This is a genomic window from Mesorhizobium sp. M6A.T.Cr.TU.016.01.1.1 (assembly GCF_003952585.1).
In the GTDB taxonomy this organism is placed as follows: domain Bacteria; phylum Pseudomonadota; class Alphaproteobacteria; order Rhizobiales; family Rhizobiaceae; genus Mesorhizobium; species Mesorhizobium mediterraneum.
The window spans coordinates 937,754-957,045 of the sequence record NZ_CP034452.1 but is presented as its reverse complement, the minus strand read 5'-3'; the positions used below and the strand labels follow the sequence as shown (position 1 = coordinate 957,045).

Genomic DNA, 19,292 nt, shown 5'->3' with positions numbered 1-19,292 from the left:
ACCGATCATGACAAAGGTCGCAATTGTCGGCAGCGGGTTCATCGGACGGGCCTGGGCGATCAGCTTCGCCCGCGCCGGCCACGATGTGCGGATGTGGGATCAGTCGCCGGCCGCGGCGGGCGGTGCGCATGATTACGTCGCCGGCGTGCTGGGTGACCTCGCCGCGAACGATCTGCTGCGCGGACAGGCAATCGATGCCGTGCGTGGCCGCATCGCCGTCGTTGCGGAGCTGGAAGAGGCGCTGGCCGATGCGGTCCATATCCAGGAGAACACGCCCGAAAGCCTCGACGTGAAGCGCGAGGTGTTCTCTCTGATTGATGCGTTGGCCGGTCCGCAAGCGGTGATCGCCAGTTCCACCTCGGCGCTGCTGCCGTCGAAATTCACCGATCATCTGCAAGGGCGGCACCGCTGCCTGGTCGTGCATCCGATCAATCCGCCCTATCTCATTCCGGCTGCGGAAGTCGTGCCGGCGCCATGGACCTCGCCCGAAACGGTCGAAAGGACCCGCGCCTTACTCGTCGCCGCAGGCCACGCGCCGCTGGTGATGAAGCACGAGCTCGACGGCTTCATCATGAACCGCCTGCAGGGCGCGCTGCTGGAGGAGACTTTTCGCCTTGTCGCCGACGGCTATGCCAGCGTCGAGGACGTCGATATCGGCATTCGCGACGGGCTGGCGCTACGCTGGTCGTTCATGGGTCCGTTCGAGACGATCGACCTCAATGCACCGGGCGGCGTGCGCGACTATGTCGAGCGCTATCAGACGATCTATGCCAACATTTTTCCGCAGACGCTGCGCCGCGTCGACTGGGCCGGCGAGGTCATCGAGACAGTAGAGGCCGACCGCCGCAAGCGGCTGCCGCGGGAAGAGCTCGGCGAACGGCAGGTGTGGCGCGACCGCCGGCTGATGGCGCTGGCGGCGCACAAGAGAAAATCGGATCAGGAGTTCGGACGATGACGGAAACGAACCGCAAGCCCAGCGCTCAGCAGGCCAAGGGCAAGGTTATCATCACTTGTGCAGTGACGGGGGCGATCCACACGCCGACCATGTCGCCCTATCTGCCGATCACGCCGGACCAGATCGCGTCCGAGGCGATCGCGGCGGCAGAGGCGGGTGCCGCGATCCTGCACCTGCATGCCCGCGACCCTGAGACCGGCAAGCCCGACCAGACGCCGGAGGCGTTCGCGCGTTTCCTGCCGCGCGTCAAGCAAGGCACCAACGCCGCCATCAACATCACCACTGGCGGCAGCCCCTACATGAAGGTCGAGGAGCGCGTGCGCCCAGCCGCTGAGTTCAAGCCGGAAGTCGCGTCGCTCAACATGGGCTCGATCAATTTCGGGCTCTATCACCTCGCGGACAAATACGAGACCTTCAAGTTCGACTGGGAAAAGTCGCATCTGGAAGCGACGCGCGACCTGGTCTTCCGCAATTCGTTCAAAGACATCGAATACATTCTTGCGACCTGCTACGACAACGGCACGCGCTTCGAGTTCGAGTGCTACGACATTGCCCATCTCTACAATCTCTCGCACTTTGCCGACCGTGGGCTGGTGAAGCCACCGTTCTTCGTGCAGTCGGTATTCGGGCTGCTCGGCGGCATCGGCACGCATCCTGAAGACGTCGCCCATATGAAGCGCACCGCCGACCGGCTGTTCGGCGACCAGTTCCGCTGGTCGGTGCTCGGTGCCGGCGCCAGCCAGCTTCGCATTGCCGCGCAGTCGGCGGCCCTTGGCGGCAACATCAGGGTTGGCCTGGAGGACAGCCTATGGGCCGGCAAGGGTAAGCTTGCCAAATCGAACGTCGAACAGGTGGTGCTTGCCCGCAAGATCATCGAAGGCCTCGGCATGGAGGTGGCGACGCCCGACGAGGCGCGCGAGATCCTGTCATTGAAGGGCGGCGACAAGGTCGCGTTCTGAGGCGGATCGCGAGATCTGGGCTTATGACTATGACATCGCGACTGGTGCTGCCAGCAACCGGCGCACTTTCGCCCGCGTCGACACCGGCCGGGGTGGCGCTGCGGCAGCCTGTTCGCAATAACCGGCCTTGGCATCAAAGGCGTTGCGGAACCACGCTTCGCCGGATGACGGCGGCGGCAAAAGGGGATAGAGGCGAATAAGGAAACGAGCGCTTGCTCGATTCCTAGACCATGGCGGCCACCTCGTTTCATCGCTGAGAGTTTGCCCATGAATTTCGATATTCCCGCTCGCACGGAAGATTACCGCGTCCGCATTGCCGACTTCGTCGAGCGTGAGATCCTGCCGCTCGAAGCCGACAAGACGTCCTATGACGCGCATGGAAATATCGCCTTGCCGCTGCTGGAGGGGCTTCGCGCCAAGGCGCGGATGGCGGGCCTGTGGTGCCTGCAACTCAAGCCCGAAACCGGCGGCGCCGGTCTCGGCAAGATGGACATGGCGGTCTGCTACGAGGAGATGAACCGGTCGATTTTCGGACCCGTGGTGTTCAATTCGGCAGCGCCCGACGATGGCAACATGATGGTTCTGGAGGCGCTCGGCACGCCAGCGCAAAAGGAAAAATGGCTGAAGCCGATTGTCGAGGGCAAGGTGCGCTCGGCCTTTGCCATGACCGAACCGCACCCCGGCGGCGGCTCGGATCCTTCGATGATCATGACGCGTGCGGAGCGGCGCGGCGACAAATATGTCGTGACCGGCCGCAAATGGTTCATCACCGGCGCTGAGGAGGCCAGCCATTTCATTTTGATCGCGCGAACCTCGGACGACCCGCGCCATGGTCTGTCGGCCCTGATGTTCCACAAGGACCAGCCAGGCTGGCGTATCATGCGCCGCATCGAGATCATGGGCCCGGAGGAGCATGGCGGGCATTGCGAGCTGGAGTTCGATGGGCTCGAAATCCCTGTCGAAGACATGCTGGTCGGCGAGGGTAGGGGCATGAAGGTGACGCAGGTGCGGCTCGGCCCAGCGCGGCTTACCCACTGCATGCGCTGGCTCGGACTGTCCAAGCGCTGCGTTGAGATCGCGCGCGCCTACGCTGCCGAGCGCCATGGTTTCGGCCAGCGCCTCGCCGACCGTGAAAGCGTTCAGCTGAAGCTCGGCGATCTCGCCATGCGCATCGAGATCGGCCGCATCCTGGTGATGAAGGCTGCGTGGGAGCTGGACCGCGGCGGCTTTGCCCGCAAGGAAGTGTCGATGGCCAAAGTGCAGGTCGCCAATGTGCTGCATGACGCGGCCGATGTGGCGATCCAGATCAATGGCGCGCGTGGCTATTCCAAGGACACGGTGCTCGAATGGATCTACCGCTATGCGCGCCAGGCGCGGCTGGTCGACGGTGCCGATGAGGTCCACAAGATGGTGCTGAACCGTTTCCTCAACGAGGAAGAGAAGGGCTTCTGGCGCTGGACTGTCGAAGGCGACGCATAAGCGACGCGCTGGCGTCTCCGGAGGAAAAGATGGCGCAGCCGTTGAATGCGGATTTCGATCCTGCGGCATTGAAGGGCTTTCTTGCGAACCGCTTCGGCGATGCCGCAATGACGCTGGAGCGGATCGGCGGCGGACAGTCCAACCCAACCTACTTCGTCGATTATGGTGCGCATCGCATGGTGCTGCGCAAGAAGCCGGCCGGGCCGATCCTGCGCGGGGCGCATGCCGTCGACCGCGAGTTCCGCGTGCTTGAGGCGCTCGCACCGACCGATGTGCCGGTGCCCGGGCCGGTGCTCTATCATGACGGTGTCGAGCCGCTCGGCACGCCCTTCTACCTGATGGAGCGGCTTGATGGTCGCGTCTTCCACGACTGTTCGCTGCCCTGCCTTTCGCCCGCGCAGCGACGCGGCATCTATTTCGGCATGGCCGAAGCGATGGCCAAATTGCATGCTGTCCGTCCCGACGAGGTCGGTCTCGGCGACTACGGCCGGCCCGGCAACTATTTCGAGCGCCAGATTGGCCGCTGGACCAAGCAGCTCAGGGAATCGCCGAGTGACAGAATTCCGGCACTCGAAGCGGTCGCCGACTGGCTGCCGCAGCACCTGCCCGCGGATGATGGGCGCGTGGCGATCGCCCATGGCGACTTCCGCCTCGGAAATCTGCTGTTCCATCCCGACAAGCCGGAGGTGATCGGCATTCTCGATTGGGAGCTGTCGACGATCGGCCATCCGCTCGCCGATCTCGGCTTTTGCTCGATGACCTGGCATTCGACCCCGGACGAGTATGGCGGCATCCTCGGCCTCGATCATACTGCACTCGGCATCCCCAGCCAGCGCGAGTTCCTCGACCATTATTTCGCGCATGCCGTGCCCACTGCGCCCCTGGAACGCTTCCACCTGGTTTTTTCGCTGTTCCGTTTCGCGGTGATCTTCGTCGGCATCGCCGATCGGGCGCGGGCAGGCAGCGCGGCGTCGGCCGATGCCGCCGGGAAATGGCCTCTCGCCGGCCGCTTTGCCGTGCGTGCCCAAGAGATCATCCAAGGAGCGAGACCGTGGAGTGGCTCCTGAGGGGAGCGTTCGCGCCTGGTCCTTTCCCTACCCCGCGGCGTCAGCAATCCAGTCCGAGAGGCTTCGCGAAAAGCTTCGCGGCACCATGAGTTCGCACGCGGTCTCGCCGGTGCGCAGGAAAAGCACGGGCACATGATGCAAGGATGTCAGCACGGCGCGGCCCGGGGCGGCAATCGGCGCGTGCCAGTCGACGGCGATGCATTTGGAGAGGATCCGCGCGACGTCGGCCCCAGCCATTGTGAAACGCACGCGACCCTCGCCGAGAGAAACCGAACAGCCGAAGTCCGGATCGATGGCAAGCGAAGGTGCCTGTGCGCCGTCGTCAAGTGCCAGCCAGAGACGGCGAGGGGCAACGCGGATGACAAGGAAACCCTTGTGGCGAACAGTCTCTCCAACCGAGGCAGGAAGCTTGGTGCCGAGCGACGTCGAGAGGCTCGATTCGAATTGCCCCAGCGTGCCGTCCCAGCCCTCGACCTGGATGAGCGGGCAATCGGCCACGGACAGGCTGAAATCCGGGCTAGCCATGTAGCCGCTCTCCCTGCGGATCGAGAAATACCGGCGAGACGATGCGGGCGCGCACCGTTTCGGTCTTCATCGGATAGACGGCCACGATCTCGCTTCCTTCGCTAGCGACATCGCCAGCAAGCAAGGCCAGCCCGACATAGCGACCGCGTTCAGGGCTGAAGGTGACGGAGGTCACGCGGCCGCGCCCGTGGCCGTAAGGTTTCTCACCCAGCAGGAACAGGATGGCGCCACCGCGAAGGCGTTTCCCCTCCTCGATGCATTCCAGTCCGACCAGGCGCTGCCGGTCGGGCGCCTGGAAGGCAGGGCGCCGCCGAAGGACGTCGCCGACGAAGCCGGTGCGCTTGCCGGCCATGCGGCCGAGGCCGAGATCGTCGAGCGTCGTGCGCCCATCGATTTCAGGTCCGGCGACATGGCCCTTTTCGACGCGCAGCGCGCCGAGTGCTTCGACGCCGTAAGGCTTCAGGTCAAATGCTCTGCCTGCTTCGAGCAGGCGGCTCCACAGCTGTTCACCGGCGGTTGCGCCGACATAGATTTCGTAGGCGCGCTCGCCGGAATAACTGAGACGCAGGATGCGGAGCGCATGGCCTTGCCATTCGCTTTCGAGCAATCCCATATGCGCAAGCGCTGCGTCGGAAACGTCGAGAGCGGGAAACGCCACACTCAGAATTGCGCGGCTTTTCGGTCCGGCAACCGACATCGCCGCCCATTCGTCGCTCACCGAGGTGACGGCGACGCGCAAATCCGGCCAGGCCGTATCGAGCAGGAATTCCAGACGCGACAGCACGTCGGCGGCCTTGGCGGTCGAGGTGGTCATGAAGAACCGGCTCTCCGCCAGCCGCGTCGTGGTGCCGTCGTCGAAGACGATGCCGTCGTCGCGCAGCATAACGCCGTAGCGGGCACGGCCGACCGGCAGTTTGGCAAAGCCGTTGGCGTAGACGCGGTCGAGGAAAATCGCCGCATCCGGGCCCTGGACGTCGATCTTGCCGAGGGTGGAGATGTCCATCAGGCCCGCAGCCTGGCGCACATTCCGCATTTCGGCGACATAGGCTTCGTTCACGTCGCGTCCGGATTGCCCGTAGAAATAGGGCCGCATCCAGAGCCCGACCTCCAGCATCTCGGCGCCGTTCGCCATGTGCCAGTCGTGCATCGGCGTGCGCCGGATCGGCTTGAAATGATGGCCGATGGCGCGTCCGGCAAGCGCACCGATGGCGACCGGCGTGTAGGGCGGCCGAAAGGTCGTGGCGCCGGTCTCGGGGATCGTTGCGCTGCGCAGAGCCGCCATCGCGGCAAGCGCCGGAAAATTGCTGGTTTTGCCCTGGTCGGTGCCCATGCCGAGGGTGGTGTAGCGCTTCAGGTGCTCGACCGATTCATAGCCCTCGCGATGGGCGAGCTCGATATCCCCGGTCGTCACGTCCATCTGGAAATCGACGAAGGCCTTTCCACGCCCAGCGGGCAGGACCTCGCGAAGCGGGGCTGCGGCGGTCTCGCCAAGATCGAGTTTCGATGGAGTGGGCGCCGGTCCCGACTTGCCGCAAAACGATGCCGCCTGGGTGCCGGCGCGGTGACCGTCCTCGATGGCACCGGCGGTCGAATAAGCTCCCATCATCGAGCCGGCGCCGAACCGGTCCGCCGCAAACGCGCCCGGCACGAAGCCGCCGATGTCGTCGCGGTAGGCAGGTTTGATGCCCAGATGCGAGGTGAGATGCACGGTCGGCGACCAGCCACCGGACACGCAGACCAGGTCGCAGGCGGCCTCGGATTGGCCGTCCGGCCCGTTGAGCGTTGCACGCCTGACGGCATGGCCGCCGCGCAGGTCGACGATGTGCGTTGCGGCCCGCACAACCACGCCGAACTGTGCGGCCTCCGCGACAAGTGCTGCGGGAGGTGATGCGCGCAGATCGGCAACCGTCACCTCTGCGCCGGCTGCGGCAAGGTCGAAGGCGGTGCGCCAGGCGCCGTCATTGCTGGTGGCGACGATGATTTTTTTGCCGGGCAGGACGGCGAAACGGTTGAGATAGGTCCGGGCGGCCGAGGCAAGCATGACGCCGGGCCGGTCGTTGTTCGAGAATACCATTGGTCGCTCGATGGCGCCGGTGGCGAAAACGATCGAGCGGGCGCGAAGCATGGTGAACGTCTGCCGCGCCTCGCCGACCGGCTGGCGATTGGTTGGGTCGCGTTGCTCGACCAGTCCGATGACATTGCCGTCATAGATACCGAAAGCGGTCGTCCGCTTCATCAAGGCGACGGTTTCGGAGCTCTCCAGCTCGGCTTCGGTCTGTCTCAACCATGCGGCCGCCGCGCTGTCGGACGGCTCCGCCAGGAGTTGGCCGCCGAGCAGGAAATCCTGCTCGATCAGCGCGACCCGCGCGCCGGCGGCCGCGGCAGCACGCGCCGCCGACAATCCCGCCGGACCGCCTCCGATGATCGCGACATCGGCAAACGCATGACGAACCTCGTAACGGTCGGGGTCAGGGTCGGTGCCGGCTCTGCCCAGCCCGGCCGCCTTGCGGATAAAATGCTCGTAGAACATCCAGGCACGGCGCGTCGGGCCCATGAAGGTCTTGTAGTAGAAGCCGGCCGAAAGGAACGGCGCCAGCAGGCCGTTGGCGCTTTGCACGTCAAAGGCAAGCGAGGGCCAGCGGTTCTGGCTCTCCGCGACCATGCCGTTTGTAAGTTCCAGCGTCGTCGCCGGCAGGTTCGGCTCGCGCCTGCCTGCGATTCCCTGCGTAGCCAGCGCGTTCGGCTCCTCCGGCCCGGCGGAAAAAATGCCGCGTGGACGATGATATTTGAAGCTGCGCCCGACCAGGGTGACGCCGTTGGCGAGCAGCGCGGACGCCAGCGTGTCGCCGCGACATCCAGCCAGCTTGCGGCCGTCGAAGGTAAAATCGATCGGCTGCTCGCGGTCGATACGGCCACCCATCGACAGCCGCTTATCGTTCGAACTCATGCTGGTGATTTCCTGGCCGATGGTTTCCTGGCGGGTGAATTCCTGGCCGACAATTTCCGGGCGAAGTCGACGGATGCGATGACGTGGTTGCGCGTGTCGCGTTCGACCATCAGCCACTGGCGGCAGCCGGTCACGTGCTGCCAGAATTCGCGATGCAGGCCGGCCGGGTTTGCTCTGGTATAAACGTAACGGTACCAGGCCTCCGGATCGGGATCGTCATGGGCCGGACGTGTGACGGAAGCATCGCCGCCGTAGCGGAACTCGTCATGGTCGCGCAGACCGCAGCAGGGGCATTCGATGCGCAGCATTGTCTTGCGCCTCCTATTGCAGCCAAGCGGAAGGGCCGGCGCCAGCCTCATCGAGCGTGTGGCCGGTGCGGAAACGATCGAGCCCGTAGGCCGCGATCAAGGGGTGCGGCTTGCCGGTGGCGATCGTGTGCGCGAAGCACCAACCGGAAGCCGGCGTCGCCTTGAAGCCGCCATAGCACCAGCCGCCGTTGAGATAGAGACCCTCGATCGGCGTCGGGCAGATGATCGGGCTGGCATCGGGTGTCATGTCCATGACGCCGCCCCAATGGCGCAGCAGACGGACGCGCGAAATGCATGGCATCAGCGCAATCGCCGCCTCCGCCACTTCGCGCACGACGCCGAGATTGCCGCGCTGGGCGTAGGAATTGTAGCCGTCGAGATTGCCGCCGAAGACCAGCCCGCCCTTGTCCGACTGGCTGACGTAGAAATGGTCGGCGCCATAGGCGACGACTTGGTCTACCAACGGCTTCAGCGGTTCGGTGACAAAGGCCTGCAGGACGTGGCTTTCGATCGGCAGTTCCAGGCCGGCCTTGGCACCGAGCACGGATGTATGACCGGCAACAGCGAGGCCGACCTTGTTGGCGCCGATCCGGCCTTTCGTCGTTTCGACGCCGACGATCCTGTCGCCGTCGCGGAGGAAGCCTGTCACCTCGCAGTTCTGGATGATGTCGACGCCATGGCCGTCGGCGGCGCGGGCATAGCCCCAGGCGACGGCGTCGTGGCGCGCCGTGCCCGCCCGGCCCTGGAAGATAGCGCCATGGATCGGAAAGCGGGCGGTGTCGGAAAAGTCGAGATAGGGCACCAGCCGTCGCACCTCGTCGTGGTCGAGGATATCGGCATCGATGCCGTTCAGCCGCATGATGTTGGCGCGGTGGTTAAAGCTATCGAGCTGGTCGGCCGAATGCGCCGTGACGAGCTGGCCGCGCTGCGAGAACATGACGTTGAAATTCAGCGCCCGCGACATGTTCTCCCAGAGCTTCATCGAGAATTCGTAGAACTGGGTGTTGCCGTCGAGCAGATAGTTGGAGCGGATGACGGTGGTGTTGCGGCCGACATTGCCGCCGCCGATATAGCCTTTTTCGAGCACCGCGACATTGCGGATGCCGTGGTTCTCGGCGAGGTAGAAGGCGGTAGCGAGGCCGTGACCACCGCCGCCGATGACGATCACGTCGTAGGACGGTTTTGGCTCCGCTGCCCGCCAGGCGCGCTGCCAGTTCTTCTGGCCTGACAGCGCGTTGCGGAAAATCGAGAATGCCGAGTAGCGCGCCATGCGTGCGGGCCTATCGAACGATCGGGCCGGCCGGCGTGCGGGTGAGCACTTCGGCGCCCGCATCGGTCAGAAGGACCGTGTTGGAGACGAAGTCATCGCCGCGACCGGTGCCCATCAGCCACGACAGGATGTGAAAGCTCATCCCCATCTCGATCTCGAGATCGGAATCGTGCCTCAAGCCTGTCACCGAATTGCCGCCGGTCCATGATGGCGGCTGTCCGGCGCCGACGAGGTAGCCGCAGTGATGGCGGCGATAGTGAGAAAGACCGGCCTCATCGGCGACGGCCTGCCAGGCGGCGTAGACGTCGCGCGCTCTGGCGCCGGGCCGCAGCGCCTCGACGACCGCGTTGAAGGCCTTGGCGGTCACTTCCGCCATCGCGGCATCTTCGTCGCTGATGTGGCCGATGTGAACGAGCCGGCCGAGCGGTGCGTGATATCGCGAGATGCAGCCGGACAGTTCGACGAAGACCGGCTCGCCCTTGCGATAGATCCCGTCACCCCAGGTCGTATGCTCTTCGCCCAGGCGCGCGGCCGGGCGGATGAACGGGCCGAAGCCCGGAGCATGACCGCCGGCGCGGATCATCGCCGCAACGCATTGGGCCGCGACCTCTTGTTCGGAGGCGCCGTCCGAGATCGCCGCGATCGCGGCGCCGGCGGCAGCGTCAGTCACTTGTGCCGCCTGACGCATCAGCGCCTGTTCCTCGGCGCTCTTCACCCGCCGCATTTTGTCGACCAGACCGGAGACATCGCTCCATCTGGCATCAGCCTGCGTTTGGAGTGCGATGGCAAGCCCATGGCTTAGGCCAGCCGTCCAGTATTCGAGGCCGATCCGCTCGCCGGACAGGCCGAGTTCCGCAAGCACGCGCGCGGCAAGATCGGCCGCCGTTTCGCTGTCGGAATGGCCGCGGAATTCCGCCGCGGTCACCTGTTTCTCGATCGTCACCTTTTCCATCGAGCGGGTGACCAGAACAGGTTTTCCTTCGAGCGGGACGATCAGCAGGTGAGGGGCAAAATAACCCCAGTGATCGAGCCCGGTGAGGTAGAAGACGTTCTCCGGCGACGCAAAGACCGCCGCGTCGAGCTCACGCTCGGCCAGCGCCGTGCGGACCTTGGCAAGGCGGCCGGCGATTTCGGCTTCGGAAAACGGATTACGGTCCATCAGGCGTCCTCGTGCTGGGTGCCGGTTTCGTTGCCGGCATGATCTTTCGTCAGTTCCGGGTTCCCGTCCTCATGGTCAGTCGATGACGATGAGTTCGCGCGCCACATCGCAGAGGCGTTCGCCGCCGCGATCCGTGACAACGAAGGATTCCGAGATGGCGATGCCGAAATCGTCGAGCCAAACGCCGGCCATGAAATGGAAGCACATCCCGGACTGCATCTGGGTGGTGTCGCCGGGACGGAGACTTGCGGTGCGCTCGCCCCAATCGGGCGGGTAGGCGAGCCCGACCGGATAGCCGACGCGGCTTTCCTTCTTCAGCCCATTCCTCCGCAGGACCGCCTGCCAGGCCGCTTCCACCTCTTCGGCGGTGGTGCCGGGGCGCGCCTTCTCAAGGCCGGCGTCGACGCCCTCGACGATCGCCTTAGCCATGTCGAGGATGGCTTGCGGCGGCTTGCCGAAATGCACGGTCCGCGTCAGCGCCGCATGATAGCGCCGCCGCACCCCGGCGATCTCCAGAATGGCGAGGCCGCTGTCCGGCAACGGCGCATCGGACCACGTCAGATGCGGCGTGCTGGTGCCCTCGCCGACGGGCATCAGCGGACAGATTGCAGCATAGTCGCCGCCCGCTCCGGGCACGCCCATGATCTGCGCGTGATAGATTTCCGCAATGACGTGGTTCTGAGGCACGCCAGGTCGCATTTTTTCGATGGCGTGGTTCATGGCGTGCGTGCAGATCGCACCGGCCTCGCGGATCAGCACCAGCTCGGCTTCGGATTTGACCAGTCGCGCCCAGTTGACGAGATCATGGTTGTTGGCGAAGTGCGCGTCGGGCAGCCCGCTGACGAGATGGGCGTGGCAGCGCGCGGTGTAATAATGCGCGTCCATCTCGACGCCGATGCGGGCCTTTCCCCAGCCACGCGATCGGATCAGATGGGCGAGTTCGTCATAGGGGTGTTCGACGGGCTGCTGCACCAGCCGTTCCGAGAACGGCACGATGTTTTTCTCCAGCAGGCCGGTGGTCAGGCGTGCGCTCCTGGCGTCCTGCGCCCTGCCGAACCAGATCGGCCGGTCCTCTTCCAGATGGACGAGGACGCACTGCGGAACGTAGAACGACCATCCGTCATAACCGGTCAGCCAGCACATATTGGCGGGATCCTGACAGACGATGAGGTCGAAGCCGGCCTTTTCCATGCGTCTCTTCACGCCAGCTAGGCGCTGCGCATAGTCCGCTTGCGTGAATGTCCCGAAACCGCTCGCGCTCGCCACCGAAATCCTGCCTTTACGGATGCGCTGTTTTGCCCTTTTCACACGGGCAACTTGCCTAAATTGTGCACAACTAGACAATAATTTGTCGTTTGACCGCGAATTATCGCCGAATTTCTAACGTTTTTATATCTTCACTTGCGCAATGTCTAGGGCAGTTGTATACGTCTTGTCAGGCGGGTGTCGACCTCGAAGAAGGCTGCGCCCTGGGAACCATTCATCAGTTGTTCAACGGGAGAAAAGCATGTTCAAATCATCGATATCGCGCCGGATGGTCGTCAAAGCCGCCGCCTGCCTCGCGCTCGCCGCCACGTCATTGGCGTCGTTGCCCGCTCATGCGGAAACCACTCTCGAACGGGCCAAGAAGGACGGCTACATCCGCGTCGGCTTCGCCAACGAGGCGCCGTTCGGTTTCGCCACGCCTGACGGCAAGCTGACCGGTGAGGCGCCGGAAGTCGCCAAGGCGGTGCTCGCCAAGATGGGTATCGCGCAGGTCGACGGCGTGCTGACCGAATTCGGTTCGCTCATTCCGGGTCTCAAGGCCGGCCGTTTCGACATCATCGCCGCTGGCATGTTCATCAATCCGAAGCGCTGCGCCGAGATCAATTTCTCCGAGCCGTCCTACGGCATCGGTCAGGCCATGCTGGTGGCAAAAGGCAATCCGAAGGGCGTGAAGGATTATTCCAGCATCAAGGACAATCCGGATCTCAAGCTCGCCGTGATGGCCGGCGCCGTCGAGGGCGGCTATGCCAAGGACGCCGGCGTCGCCGCAGGGCAGATTGTCGCTTTGCCCGACCAGTCCAGCCTTGTGGCCGCTGTTCAGGCTGGCCGCGCGGACGCTGCCGCACTGACCGCCCTCTCGATCGCCGACATGGCCAAGAAGGCCGACGGCGTCGAATCGACCAAGCCGTTCGGCGAGGTTGCCGGCAAGTCGGTGAAAGGCCATGGCGGCTTCGGCTTCCGCAAGGAAGATACCGATCTGCAGGAGGCGTTCAACGCCGAGCTGAAGACGTTCCTCGGTTCACCGGAGCACATCGCGCTGGTCGAGCCGCTCGGCTTCGGCAAGGACTATCTCCCCAACAAGACCACCGCGCAGCTTTGCGCGGGCGAGTAGGTTCCCAACTGCTGGCGGCGCGAAAGCGCCGCCCTTTTTTTCTAGGGGAATCGCATGGGAATCCGTACCCTTGTCACCCTGCTGATCGTCGCGCTTGGCGTGATCGCCGCCTTGGCTACGCAGGAAGCCTATAGCCTGTTTCTACCGGGGCTGCTGCAAGGCGCGGTCCTGACGATCGAGATCGCCATCCTCGGCAGCCTGCTGGCAATTGTCATGGGCGTGCTGGCAGCGCTGGCGCGGATGTACGGCCCGGCGCCGCTCAGATGGCTGGCCACGGTCTATGTCGAGATTTTCCGCGGCACGTCGGCGCTGGTGCAATTGTTCTGGTTGTTTTTCGTGCTGCCGCAATTCGGTGTCACCCTCAACGCATTTCTGGTTGCCGTTCTGGCGCTCGGCCTGAACGTTGGTGCTTACGGATCGGAAGTCGTGCGCGGCGCGATCCAGTCCGTCGCTCGCGGACAGTGGGAGGCGTGCACTGCGCTGAACATGAGCCGCCCCCAGATGCTGCGCCGGATCATACTGCCACAGGCTTTCGTCGCCATGATCCCACCTTGGGGCAATTTGTTCATCGAGCTTTTGAAATCGACAGCGCTGGTCTCGCTGATAACGCTCTCGGACCTCGCTTTCAAGGCGCAGCAGATGAACCAGAATACGTTCAAGACCATTCCGATCTTCACCCTCGTCCTGCTGATGTATTTGGCAATGTCGCTGGTTGTGACCATCGGCATGCGGCTTCTCGAAAGGCGAGCTTCGCTTGGGCTGGCGCGGGGGAAGGCAGCATGATCTGGGATTGGGCATTTGCTTTTGAAATCCTGCCGGTGCTCGCCCGCGCCGCCATCGTCTCCATCGAAGCGACGCTGATCGGCTTTGCGCTTGCCGCCTCGCTTGGCCTGGTACTGGCGGTCGTCCGCATTGCCGTGCCTTGGACCGGCTGGACGATTTCGGTGCTGGTCGAGCTGATCCGTTCTACCCCGCTGCTGATCCAGATATTCTTTCTCTATTTCGTCTTTCCGAAATTCGGTGTCGTGCTCGACGCCTTCACCGCCGGGGTGCTTGCCATCGGCATCCACTATGCCGCCTATTGCTCCGAGGTCTATCGCGCCGGTTTCGACAACATCCATCGCGGCCAATGGGAAGCCTCGATCGCGCTCAACCTGTCGTCCTGGACGACGTTCCGCGACATCATCATCCCGCAGGCGATTCCGCCAATCGTTCCGGCGCTCGGCAACTATCTGGTCGCCTTGTTCAAGGAGACGCCATTGCTTTCCGCGATCGCCGTGATGGAACTGATGCAGACCGCCAAGATCATCGGCTCCGATACCTTCCGCTACACCGAGCCGATGACGCTGGTCGGCCTGTTCTTCCTTGCCATGAGCCTGGTTTCGGCCGTGCTCATCCGTTCCCTGGAACGCCTACTCAACCGGAGGACCATGCGATGACGGAACAACCGATGGTCCGCTTCGACAATGTTTCGAAGCGCTACGGCGCGCTGACCGTTCTCGACGGGCTCAACCTGGAAATAGCGCGCGGCGAGAAGGTCTCCATCATCGGCCCGTCGGGTTCCGGCAAGACCACGGTGCTGCGCATGCTGATGACGCTGGAGACGATCAATGACGGCGTCATCTGGGTCGAAGGTCAGCCGCTCACCCACATGGAGAGGAATGGCAAGCTTGTTCCCGCCGATCTCGCACATATCCGCAAGATCCGCGCCAAGATCGGCATGGTGTTCCAATCCTTCAACCTGTTCCCGCACATGACGGCGATGCAGAACTGCATCGAGGCCCCGATAACCGTGCTCGGCATGAAGCGGGCCGATGCCGAGGCGCGTGCGGCCGAACTGCTCGACATGGTCGGCTTGTCGGAGAAGAAGGACCACTATCCCTCGCAGCTTTCCGGCGGCCAGCAGCAGCGTGTCGCCATCGCCCGCGCTTGCGCCATGCGGCCCAAGATCATGCTGTTCGACGAAGTGACCTCGGCTCTCGACCCCGAGCTCGTCGGCGAAGTGCTTGAAGTTATCCGAAAACTCGGTAGGGAACATGACCTCACCATGCTGATGGTCACCCACCAGATGGGATTTGCCAAGGAGTTCTCCGATCGCGTCTGCTTCTTCCATGCGGGCAAGATCTGCGAGCAGGGGCCGCCAGCCGAGTTGTTCGGCGCCCCCAAGAACGAGCGGACACGGCAGTTCCTGCACGCTGTCCTGGAGGCTGGATGACGCTTGAGACAGATGCCACGCCCATAGCCGTGACCGCCGCGCCGACGCGCCCGCTCTCGGCGCGGGAGCGGTTCGAGCGTATCTACCGGATACTGCGCGACCGCATCTGCCTGCTCGACTACGCGCCGGGTAGCCATCTCTCCGAGGAAGAACTTGCCCAGGAATTCCAGATCAGCCGCACGCCGGTTCGGCGTGTCCTGGCGCGCCTCGAATCCGAGGGGCTGGTTCAGTCAGTCCATGGCGTCGGCACGATCGTCACCGACGTCGACATCGAGGAATTGCAGCAGGTCTATCACTTGCGCCTGGAACTGGCGCTCCTCGTCGGCAAGCTTTCACCGATCCCGCGCACGGCGGACGACCTCGACCGGATCCGGGCGCTCATCGCGCGCTGCGATTCCGATGTGCTCAATCCCGACCAGCGCGCTTTCCTGCGCCTCAACATGGATTTTTTCTATGAGCTCACGGCGATGACCGGTAACCAGCCGCTGCGTGAGATCAGCGAGCGCCTGTATTTTCAAGTCGCGCGCGTCGTGCTGAAGTTGATGCCGCAGTTGGGCCTTGTCGAGGAGTTCACTGCGTTCCGTCGCGAAATGGAAGAGGTCCTTGCCGCCGCCGAAATCGGCGACTGGGAGTCCATCGGGCACATAAGACGCGCTCATATCTCAATGAGCTTTCGCCGCATGATGCGTCATGCAGGCGAGGCCAACATCGCCACGTAGGGCTACGCGAGGTCGCGCGCTAGATCGGTTCATCGTTCCAGGGAAACGCCGAACCGCTCTATCTCTTTGTTTTTGCGCAATCCCGGACGGAAAACCGTTTCACACTTTTCCTGGAATTGCTCTAGTTGCCGTTTGATCCGGCGAACGCCGGATCACGGCCGGCGGACAGCGCTTCGTCGGCTGGCAACCAGCTTCAGCCAAGGCGCCGAATGGAAGGCGCTCATCAGCAAGTACATGATGACCATTCCGCTCAGCGGCGAGGCATCTTCCGCAGCCGTGCAGACCATGTCCGCATCACCGGTAACGGCCGTCAGCAGCGCCATGATTGCGAAGGTTGGCGCGGCGGCCAGGGACAGCCAGTCGGCCGCGCCGCGGGCGGCGACGTTGTCGCTTGGGAAAGCGGCAGATCCGCTGCGTGCGGGCGGCGTCTTCAGCGCGTGGTCGGGGTGGAGTGTCATCGAGACGTCAGCCCTGGCCGTACTCGTCGTGGCGCCGCCACCAGACGCCCTTCTCGTTGCGCCCTCGAGGCGCGCGGTCGAGCCACTGATACATGCCCCAGAGGCCGTCCAATCCGCGCGCATAGGTGGAATAGGCGTGGTAGACGACGCCGTCCTCGAGCACGAACGTGCTCATGCCCGGCCTCTCGCGCGTGTAGGTGGCCGTGTCTGTTCCGCTCATCGCAGCGAACGTCGTGGAGCCGTCGGCAGTCGTGCGCGAGGGTATCTCGGCGAGAGGCGTCTCGCGCACATAGTTGTATTCGATGCCCCCCTCGCGCTGCTGCTCCTCGGTGAACGAGACGTCGAAGTCGAAATTGAAGTCGCTGCCGTGCGAGGACGCCCAAGGGAAAGTCCATCCCATCCGCCGCTTGTACGCCTGCAGTTTCGCGAGCGGTGCCCGCGATACCGCCGAAAGCGTGACGTCGTGGTTGGCGAGGTGGACGACGAAGCCGTCGAACCCGTCCGCGATCGCCGAGCAGGCCGGACACCCCGCCGTGTAGTCGGGCCCGAACATGAAATGGTAGACGAGGAGCTGCGAGCGCCCCCTGAAAAGGTCCGCCAGTGAGGCGCTGCCTTCGTCGGTCTCAAATCGGTAGTCCTTGTCGATCCGAACCCAAGGCAGCTCTTGCCGCCGCTGCGCCAGCTCGTCACTTTGCCGCGTGAGCTCCTTCTCCGCATCGAGCAGATCAAGCCGCGCTGCCAGCCACTGCTCACGTGGTCCGGTCTTGTGTGTCGGCATCGTTCTTCTCCTCTGTATCCTGCGTCGTTCGCACCGTTTTCCATGCGGCGCGCTGGCTGTTGGTCTTGAGATAGATTAGGACCGGATATCGAATGGTGAGAGTTACAAGTGTGACGGGATTCCGATGGACTCGCTGATCACCGCTGCGGCGCGCGCCCTCGCGACGGGTGATCCCCTCGGCGCATTGAAGCGGGTCGCCCTGCGTGACGATGCGCCTGCGCTCGCGCTGCGCGGCATTGCGATGGCGCAGCTCGGCGATTTCGTTCGAGCAAAGGCTCTCCTCAAAAGTGCTGCGCGCGCCTTCGGCCCGAAAGAGGCCGTGGCCCGCGCGAGGTGCGTCGTCGCCGAAGCCGAGATCGCACTCGTCTCGCGCGACCTGGGCTGGCCGGCGAAGGCACTCGACGCCGCGCGGTCGACGCTTGAAAAGCACGGCGACCACGTTAATGCCGCGCATGCGCTCAATCTCGAGGTCCGGCGGCTGCTCCTGATCGGACGCCTCGACGAGGCCGAGCGCAGGCTCGCCGGGTTCGACCCCACACCGTTCCCACCCGCGTCGAGGGCCGCCCACGAGATGGTGGTTGCGGGAATCGCGATCCGACGCCTCCAGACCAAGGCGGCGCGCGCTGCTCTGGTTCGCGCCGAGCATGCAGCGCGCGAGGCGGATATCCCGGCACTGACGGCAGAGGTCGAAGGCACATCCCTCGTGATGAACACGCCCGCGGCCCGCCTGATCGCGCGTGGCGAGGAGCGCCCGCTCCTGCTTGAAGAGGTCGAAGCGCTGCTGGCGTCGGAGGCGCTCGTCGTGGACGCGTGCCGCAATGTCGTGCGGGGCGCCGGCACGATCGTCTCGCTCGCGACGCGCCCGGTCTTGTTCGCGCTTGCGCGAACGCTGGGCGAAGCCTGGCCCGCAGACGTGCCGAGAAGCACGCTCGTCGCCCGCGCCTTCGGCGGCAAGCACGCCGATGAATCGCATCGCGCACGGTTGCGGGTCGAAATCGGGCGGCTTCGCGTTGAGCTGCGGTCGCTGGCGGATTTGAGCGCGACCAAGCGAGGCTTTGCGCTTAAGCCGCGCCGCGCGCCCGAGATCGTCGTGTTGGCGCCGCCCGTCGAAGAGCAGCATGCGGGGATGCTCGCCTTTCTCGCGGACGGCGAGTCGTGGTCGAGCTCGGCGCTGGCGATTGCGCTCGGAGCCAGCTCGCGCACCGTGCAGCGATCGCTCGAGCAGCTTGCTGCAGCAGGCAAGGTGCAGTCGTTCGGCCGCGGGCGAGCGCGTCGTTGGATGACCCCGCCCGTGCCGGGATTCCCGACAATCTTGTTACTCCCCGGCTCACTGTCGGGTTATTAGGATAGAAGCATGAAACGATCTGCAGCCGAAATCCTCCGTGAATATGGTCCCTTTCCGGGTGCCGACCAGGTAGCTGGGGTTACGTTCGACGGTCAGCACGTCTGGTTTGCGTCGGGAGACAGGCTGAACGCCTTCGATCCCGTGAGCGGTGAGACGGTGCGCACGATCGATGTCGCAGCCCACGCGGGAACAGCCTTCGACGGTCAGCACCTGTTTCAGATCGCCGAAGATCGCATCCAGAAGATCGATCCGAAGACCGGCCAGGTGCTGGCCACGATCCCGGCCCCTGGTGGCGGCGGCGACTCCGGGCTCGCCTGGGCCGAAGGGACACTTTGGGTGGGGCAGAATCGCGGTCGTAAAATCCACCAGATCGATCCCCAGACAGGGGCAGTTCTTCGCACGATCGATTCCAACCGTATCGTCACAGGGGTCACCTGGATCGACGGCGAACTCTGGCACGGCACCTGGGAAGGTGACGAGAGCGACATCAGGCGGATAGATCCCGAAACGGGAAAGGTTCTGGCGAAGCTTGATATGCCGCCTGGAACAGGTGTGTCGGGTCTCGAGTCCGATGGTGGCGATCAGTTCTTCTGCGGTGGTGGAAACAGCGGCAAGGTGAGAGTCGTCCGCCGGTCGAGGTGAGGCTCCGGCTCCGTAGTCCGGGCCGACCCCGCGAGCAAGTAGCCGAGGCAGCGCTCGCGGGCGAGCTTCCCCTTTTTTCGCTGAGACCG

Annotated in this window: 19 protein-coding genes; 11 read left to right on the top strand and 8 right to left on the bottom strand. The window is 64.2% G+C overall.

Annotation, left to right across the window (positions count from 1 at the left end; translation table 11 throughout):
- Positions 1-7 precede the first annotated feature (7 nt).
- The 4 genes from EJ075_RS04450 (at position 8) to EJ075_RS04430 (ending at position 4,460) form a co-directional block, all read left to right on the top strand.
- Positions 8-955 carry a 3-hydroxyacyl-CoA dehydrogenase gene (locus tag EJ075_RS04450; protein WP_126103527.1) on the top strand — a complete coding sequence of 316 codons (948 nt, stop codon included), beginning with the start codon at positions 8-10 and terminating at the stop codon, positions 953-955.
- A complete protein-coding gene (locus tag EJ075_RS04445; RefSeq protein WP_126103526.1) occupies positions 952-1,914 on the top strand; it encodes a 3-keto-5-aminohexanoate cleavage protein in 963 nt (320 codons plus the stop codon). Before EJ075_RS04450 ends, EJ075_RS04445 begins: the two co-directional genes overlap by 4 nt.
- 267 nt (positions 1,915-2,181) lie before the next feature.
- Complete coding sequence (locus tag EJ075_RS04435; RefSeq protein WP_126103525.1) at positions 2,182-3,393, top strand: acyl-CoA dehydrogenase family protein; 1,212 nt, start codon at positions 2,182-2,184, stop codon at positions 3,391-3,393.
- A gap of 29 nt (positions 3,394-3,422) precedes the next feature.
- On the top strand, positions 3,423-4,460 hold the full coding sequence (locus EJ075_RS04430; protein WP_164547035.1) for a phosphotransferase family protein: 1,038 nt from the start codon (positions 3,423-3,425) through the stop codon (positions 4,458-4,460).
- A 27-nt stretch (positions 4,461-4,487) separates the two neighbouring features.
- Here the strand turns inward: EJ075_RS04430 and EJ075_RS04425 are convergent, their stop codons facing one another.
- The 6 genes from EJ075_RS04425 to EJ075_RS04400 form a co-directional block, all read right to left on the bottom strand.
- The gene (locus EJ075_RS04425; protein ID WP_126103524.1) at positions 4,488-4,985 is read right to left on the bottom strand and encodes a sarcosine oxidase subunit gamma family protein; all 498 of its coding nucleotides are present in this window, start codon (positions 4,983-4,985) and stop codon (positions 4,488-4,490) included.
- Positions 4,978-7,932, bottom strand: coding sequence for a sarcosine oxidase subunit alpha family protein (locus tag EJ075_RS04420; RefSeq protein ID WP_126103523.1), 2,955 nt, complete (start codon positions 7,930-7,932; stop codon positions 4,978-4,980). Before EJ075_RS04420 ends, EJ075_RS04425 begins: the two co-directional genes overlap by 8 nt.
- Positions 7,929-8,240 carry a sarcosine oxidase subunit delta gene (locus EJ075_RS04415; RefSeq protein ID WP_126103522.1) on the bottom strand — a complete coding sequence of 104 codons (312 nt, stop codon included), beginning with the start codon at positions 8,238-8,240 and terminating at the stop codon, positions 7,929-7,931. The genes EJ075_RS04420 and EJ075_RS04415 overlap by 4 nt, the downstream gene beginning before the upstream one ends.
- 13 nt (positions 8,241-8,253) lie before the next feature.
- Positions 8,254-9,510 carry a sarcosine oxidase subunit beta family protein gene (locus EJ075_RS04410; protein ID WP_126103521.1) on the bottom strand — a complete coding sequence of 419 codons (1,257 nt, stop codon included), beginning with the start codon at positions 9,508-9,510 and terminating at the stop codon, positions 8,254-8,256.
- A 10-nt stretch (positions 9,511-9,520) separates the two neighbouring features.
- Positions 9,521-10,669: a Xaa-Pro peptidase family protein gene (locus tag EJ075_RS04405; RefSeq protein ID WP_126103520.1), complete on the bottom strand. Its 1,149-nt coding sequence runs from the start codon at positions 10,667-10,669 to the stop codon at positions 9,521-9,523.
- A 75-nt stretch (positions 10,670-10,744) separates the two neighbouring features.
- Positions 10,745-11,872, bottom strand: coding sequence for a M24 family metallopeptidase (locus EJ075_RS04400; RefSeq protein WP_348627376.1), 1,128 nt, complete (start codon positions 11,870-11,872; stop codon positions 10,745-10,747).
- A 304-nt stretch (positions 11,873-12,176) separates the two neighbouring features.
- Here EJ075_RS04400 and ehuB point away from each other — a divergent pair, with 304 nt between their 5' ends.
- Genes ehuB through EJ075_RS04375 form a run of 5 tightly spaced genes read left to right on the top strand, consistent with a single transcriptional unit; the run spans position 12,177 to position 15,980 of the window.
- Positions 12,177-13,046, top strand: a complete 870-nt coding sequence (gene ehuB, locus EJ075_RS04395; RefSeq protein WP_095483716.1) for an ectoine/hydroxyectoine ABC transporter substrate-binding protein EhuB — start codon at positions 12,177-12,179, stop codon at positions 13,044-13,046.
- Between the two features lie 54 nt (positions 13,047-13,100).
- Positions 13,101-13,829, top strand: a complete 729-nt coding sequence (gene ehuC / locus EJ075_RS04390; RefSeq protein ID WP_095483717.1) for an ectoine/hydroxyectoine ABC transporter permease subunit EhuC — start codon at positions 13,101-13,103, stop codon at positions 13,827-13,829.
- Positions 13,826-14,485 carry an ectoine/hydroxyectoine ABC transporter permease subunit EhuD gene (ehuD, locus tag EJ075_RS04385; RefSeq protein WP_095483718.1) on the top strand — a complete coding sequence of 220 codons (660 nt, stop codon included), beginning with the start codon at positions 13,826-13,828 and terminating at the stop codon, positions 14,483-14,485. Before ehuC ends, ehuD begins: the two co-directional genes overlap by 4 nt.
- On the top strand, positions 14,482-15,261 hold the full coding sequence (gene ehuA / locus EJ075_RS04380) for an ectoine/hydroxyectoine ABC transporter ATP-binding protein EhuA (protein ID WP_095483719.1): 780 nt from the start codon (positions 14,482-14,484) through the stop codon (positions 15,259-15,261). The genes ehuD and ehuA overlap by 4 nt, the downstream gene beginning before the upstream one ends.
- Positions 15,258-15,980 (top strand): GntR family transcriptional regulator, encoded by a 723-nt coding sequence (locus EJ075_RS04375; RefSeq protein WP_095483720.1) that lies wholly within the window; start codon positions 15,258-15,260, stop codon positions 15,978-15,980. Before ehuA ends, EJ075_RS04375 begins: the two co-directional genes overlap by 4 nt.
- Before the next feature lie 152 nt (positions 15,981-16,132).
- Here EJ075_RS04375 and EJ075_RS04370 read toward each other — a convergent pair whose 3' ends face one another.
- Entirely contained in the window at positions 16,133-16,438 is a 306-nt protein-coding gene (locus tag EJ075_RS04370) for a hypothetical protein (RefSeq protein ID WP_245458099.1), read from the bottom strand.
- A 7-nt stretch (positions 16,439-16,445) separates the two neighbouring features.
- Complete coding sequence (locus EJ075_RS04365) at positions 16,446-17,216, bottom strand: thioredoxin family protein (protein WP_126103518.1); 771 nt, start codon at positions 17,214-17,216, stop codon at positions 16,446-16,448.
- Between the two features lie 124 nt (positions 17,217-17,340).
- Here EJ075_RS04365 and EJ075_RS04360 point away from each other — a divergent pair, with 124 nt between their 5' ends.
- Positions 17,341-18,561 carry a helix-turn-helix domain-containing protein gene (locus tag EJ075_RS04360; RefSeq protein ID WP_126103517.1) on the top strand — a complete coding sequence of 407 codons (1,221 nt, stop codon included), beginning with the start codon at positions 17,341-17,343 and terminating at the stop codon, positions 18,559-18,561.
- 9 nt (positions 18,562-18,570) lie between these two features.
- Positions 18,571-19,203, top strand: coding sequence for a PQQ-binding-like beta-propeller repeat protein (locus EJ075_RS04355; RefSeq protein WP_126103516.1), 633 nt, complete (start codon positions 18,571-18,573; stop codon positions 19,201-19,203).
- The last annotated feature ends 89 nt before the right edge of the window (positions 19,204-19,292 follow it).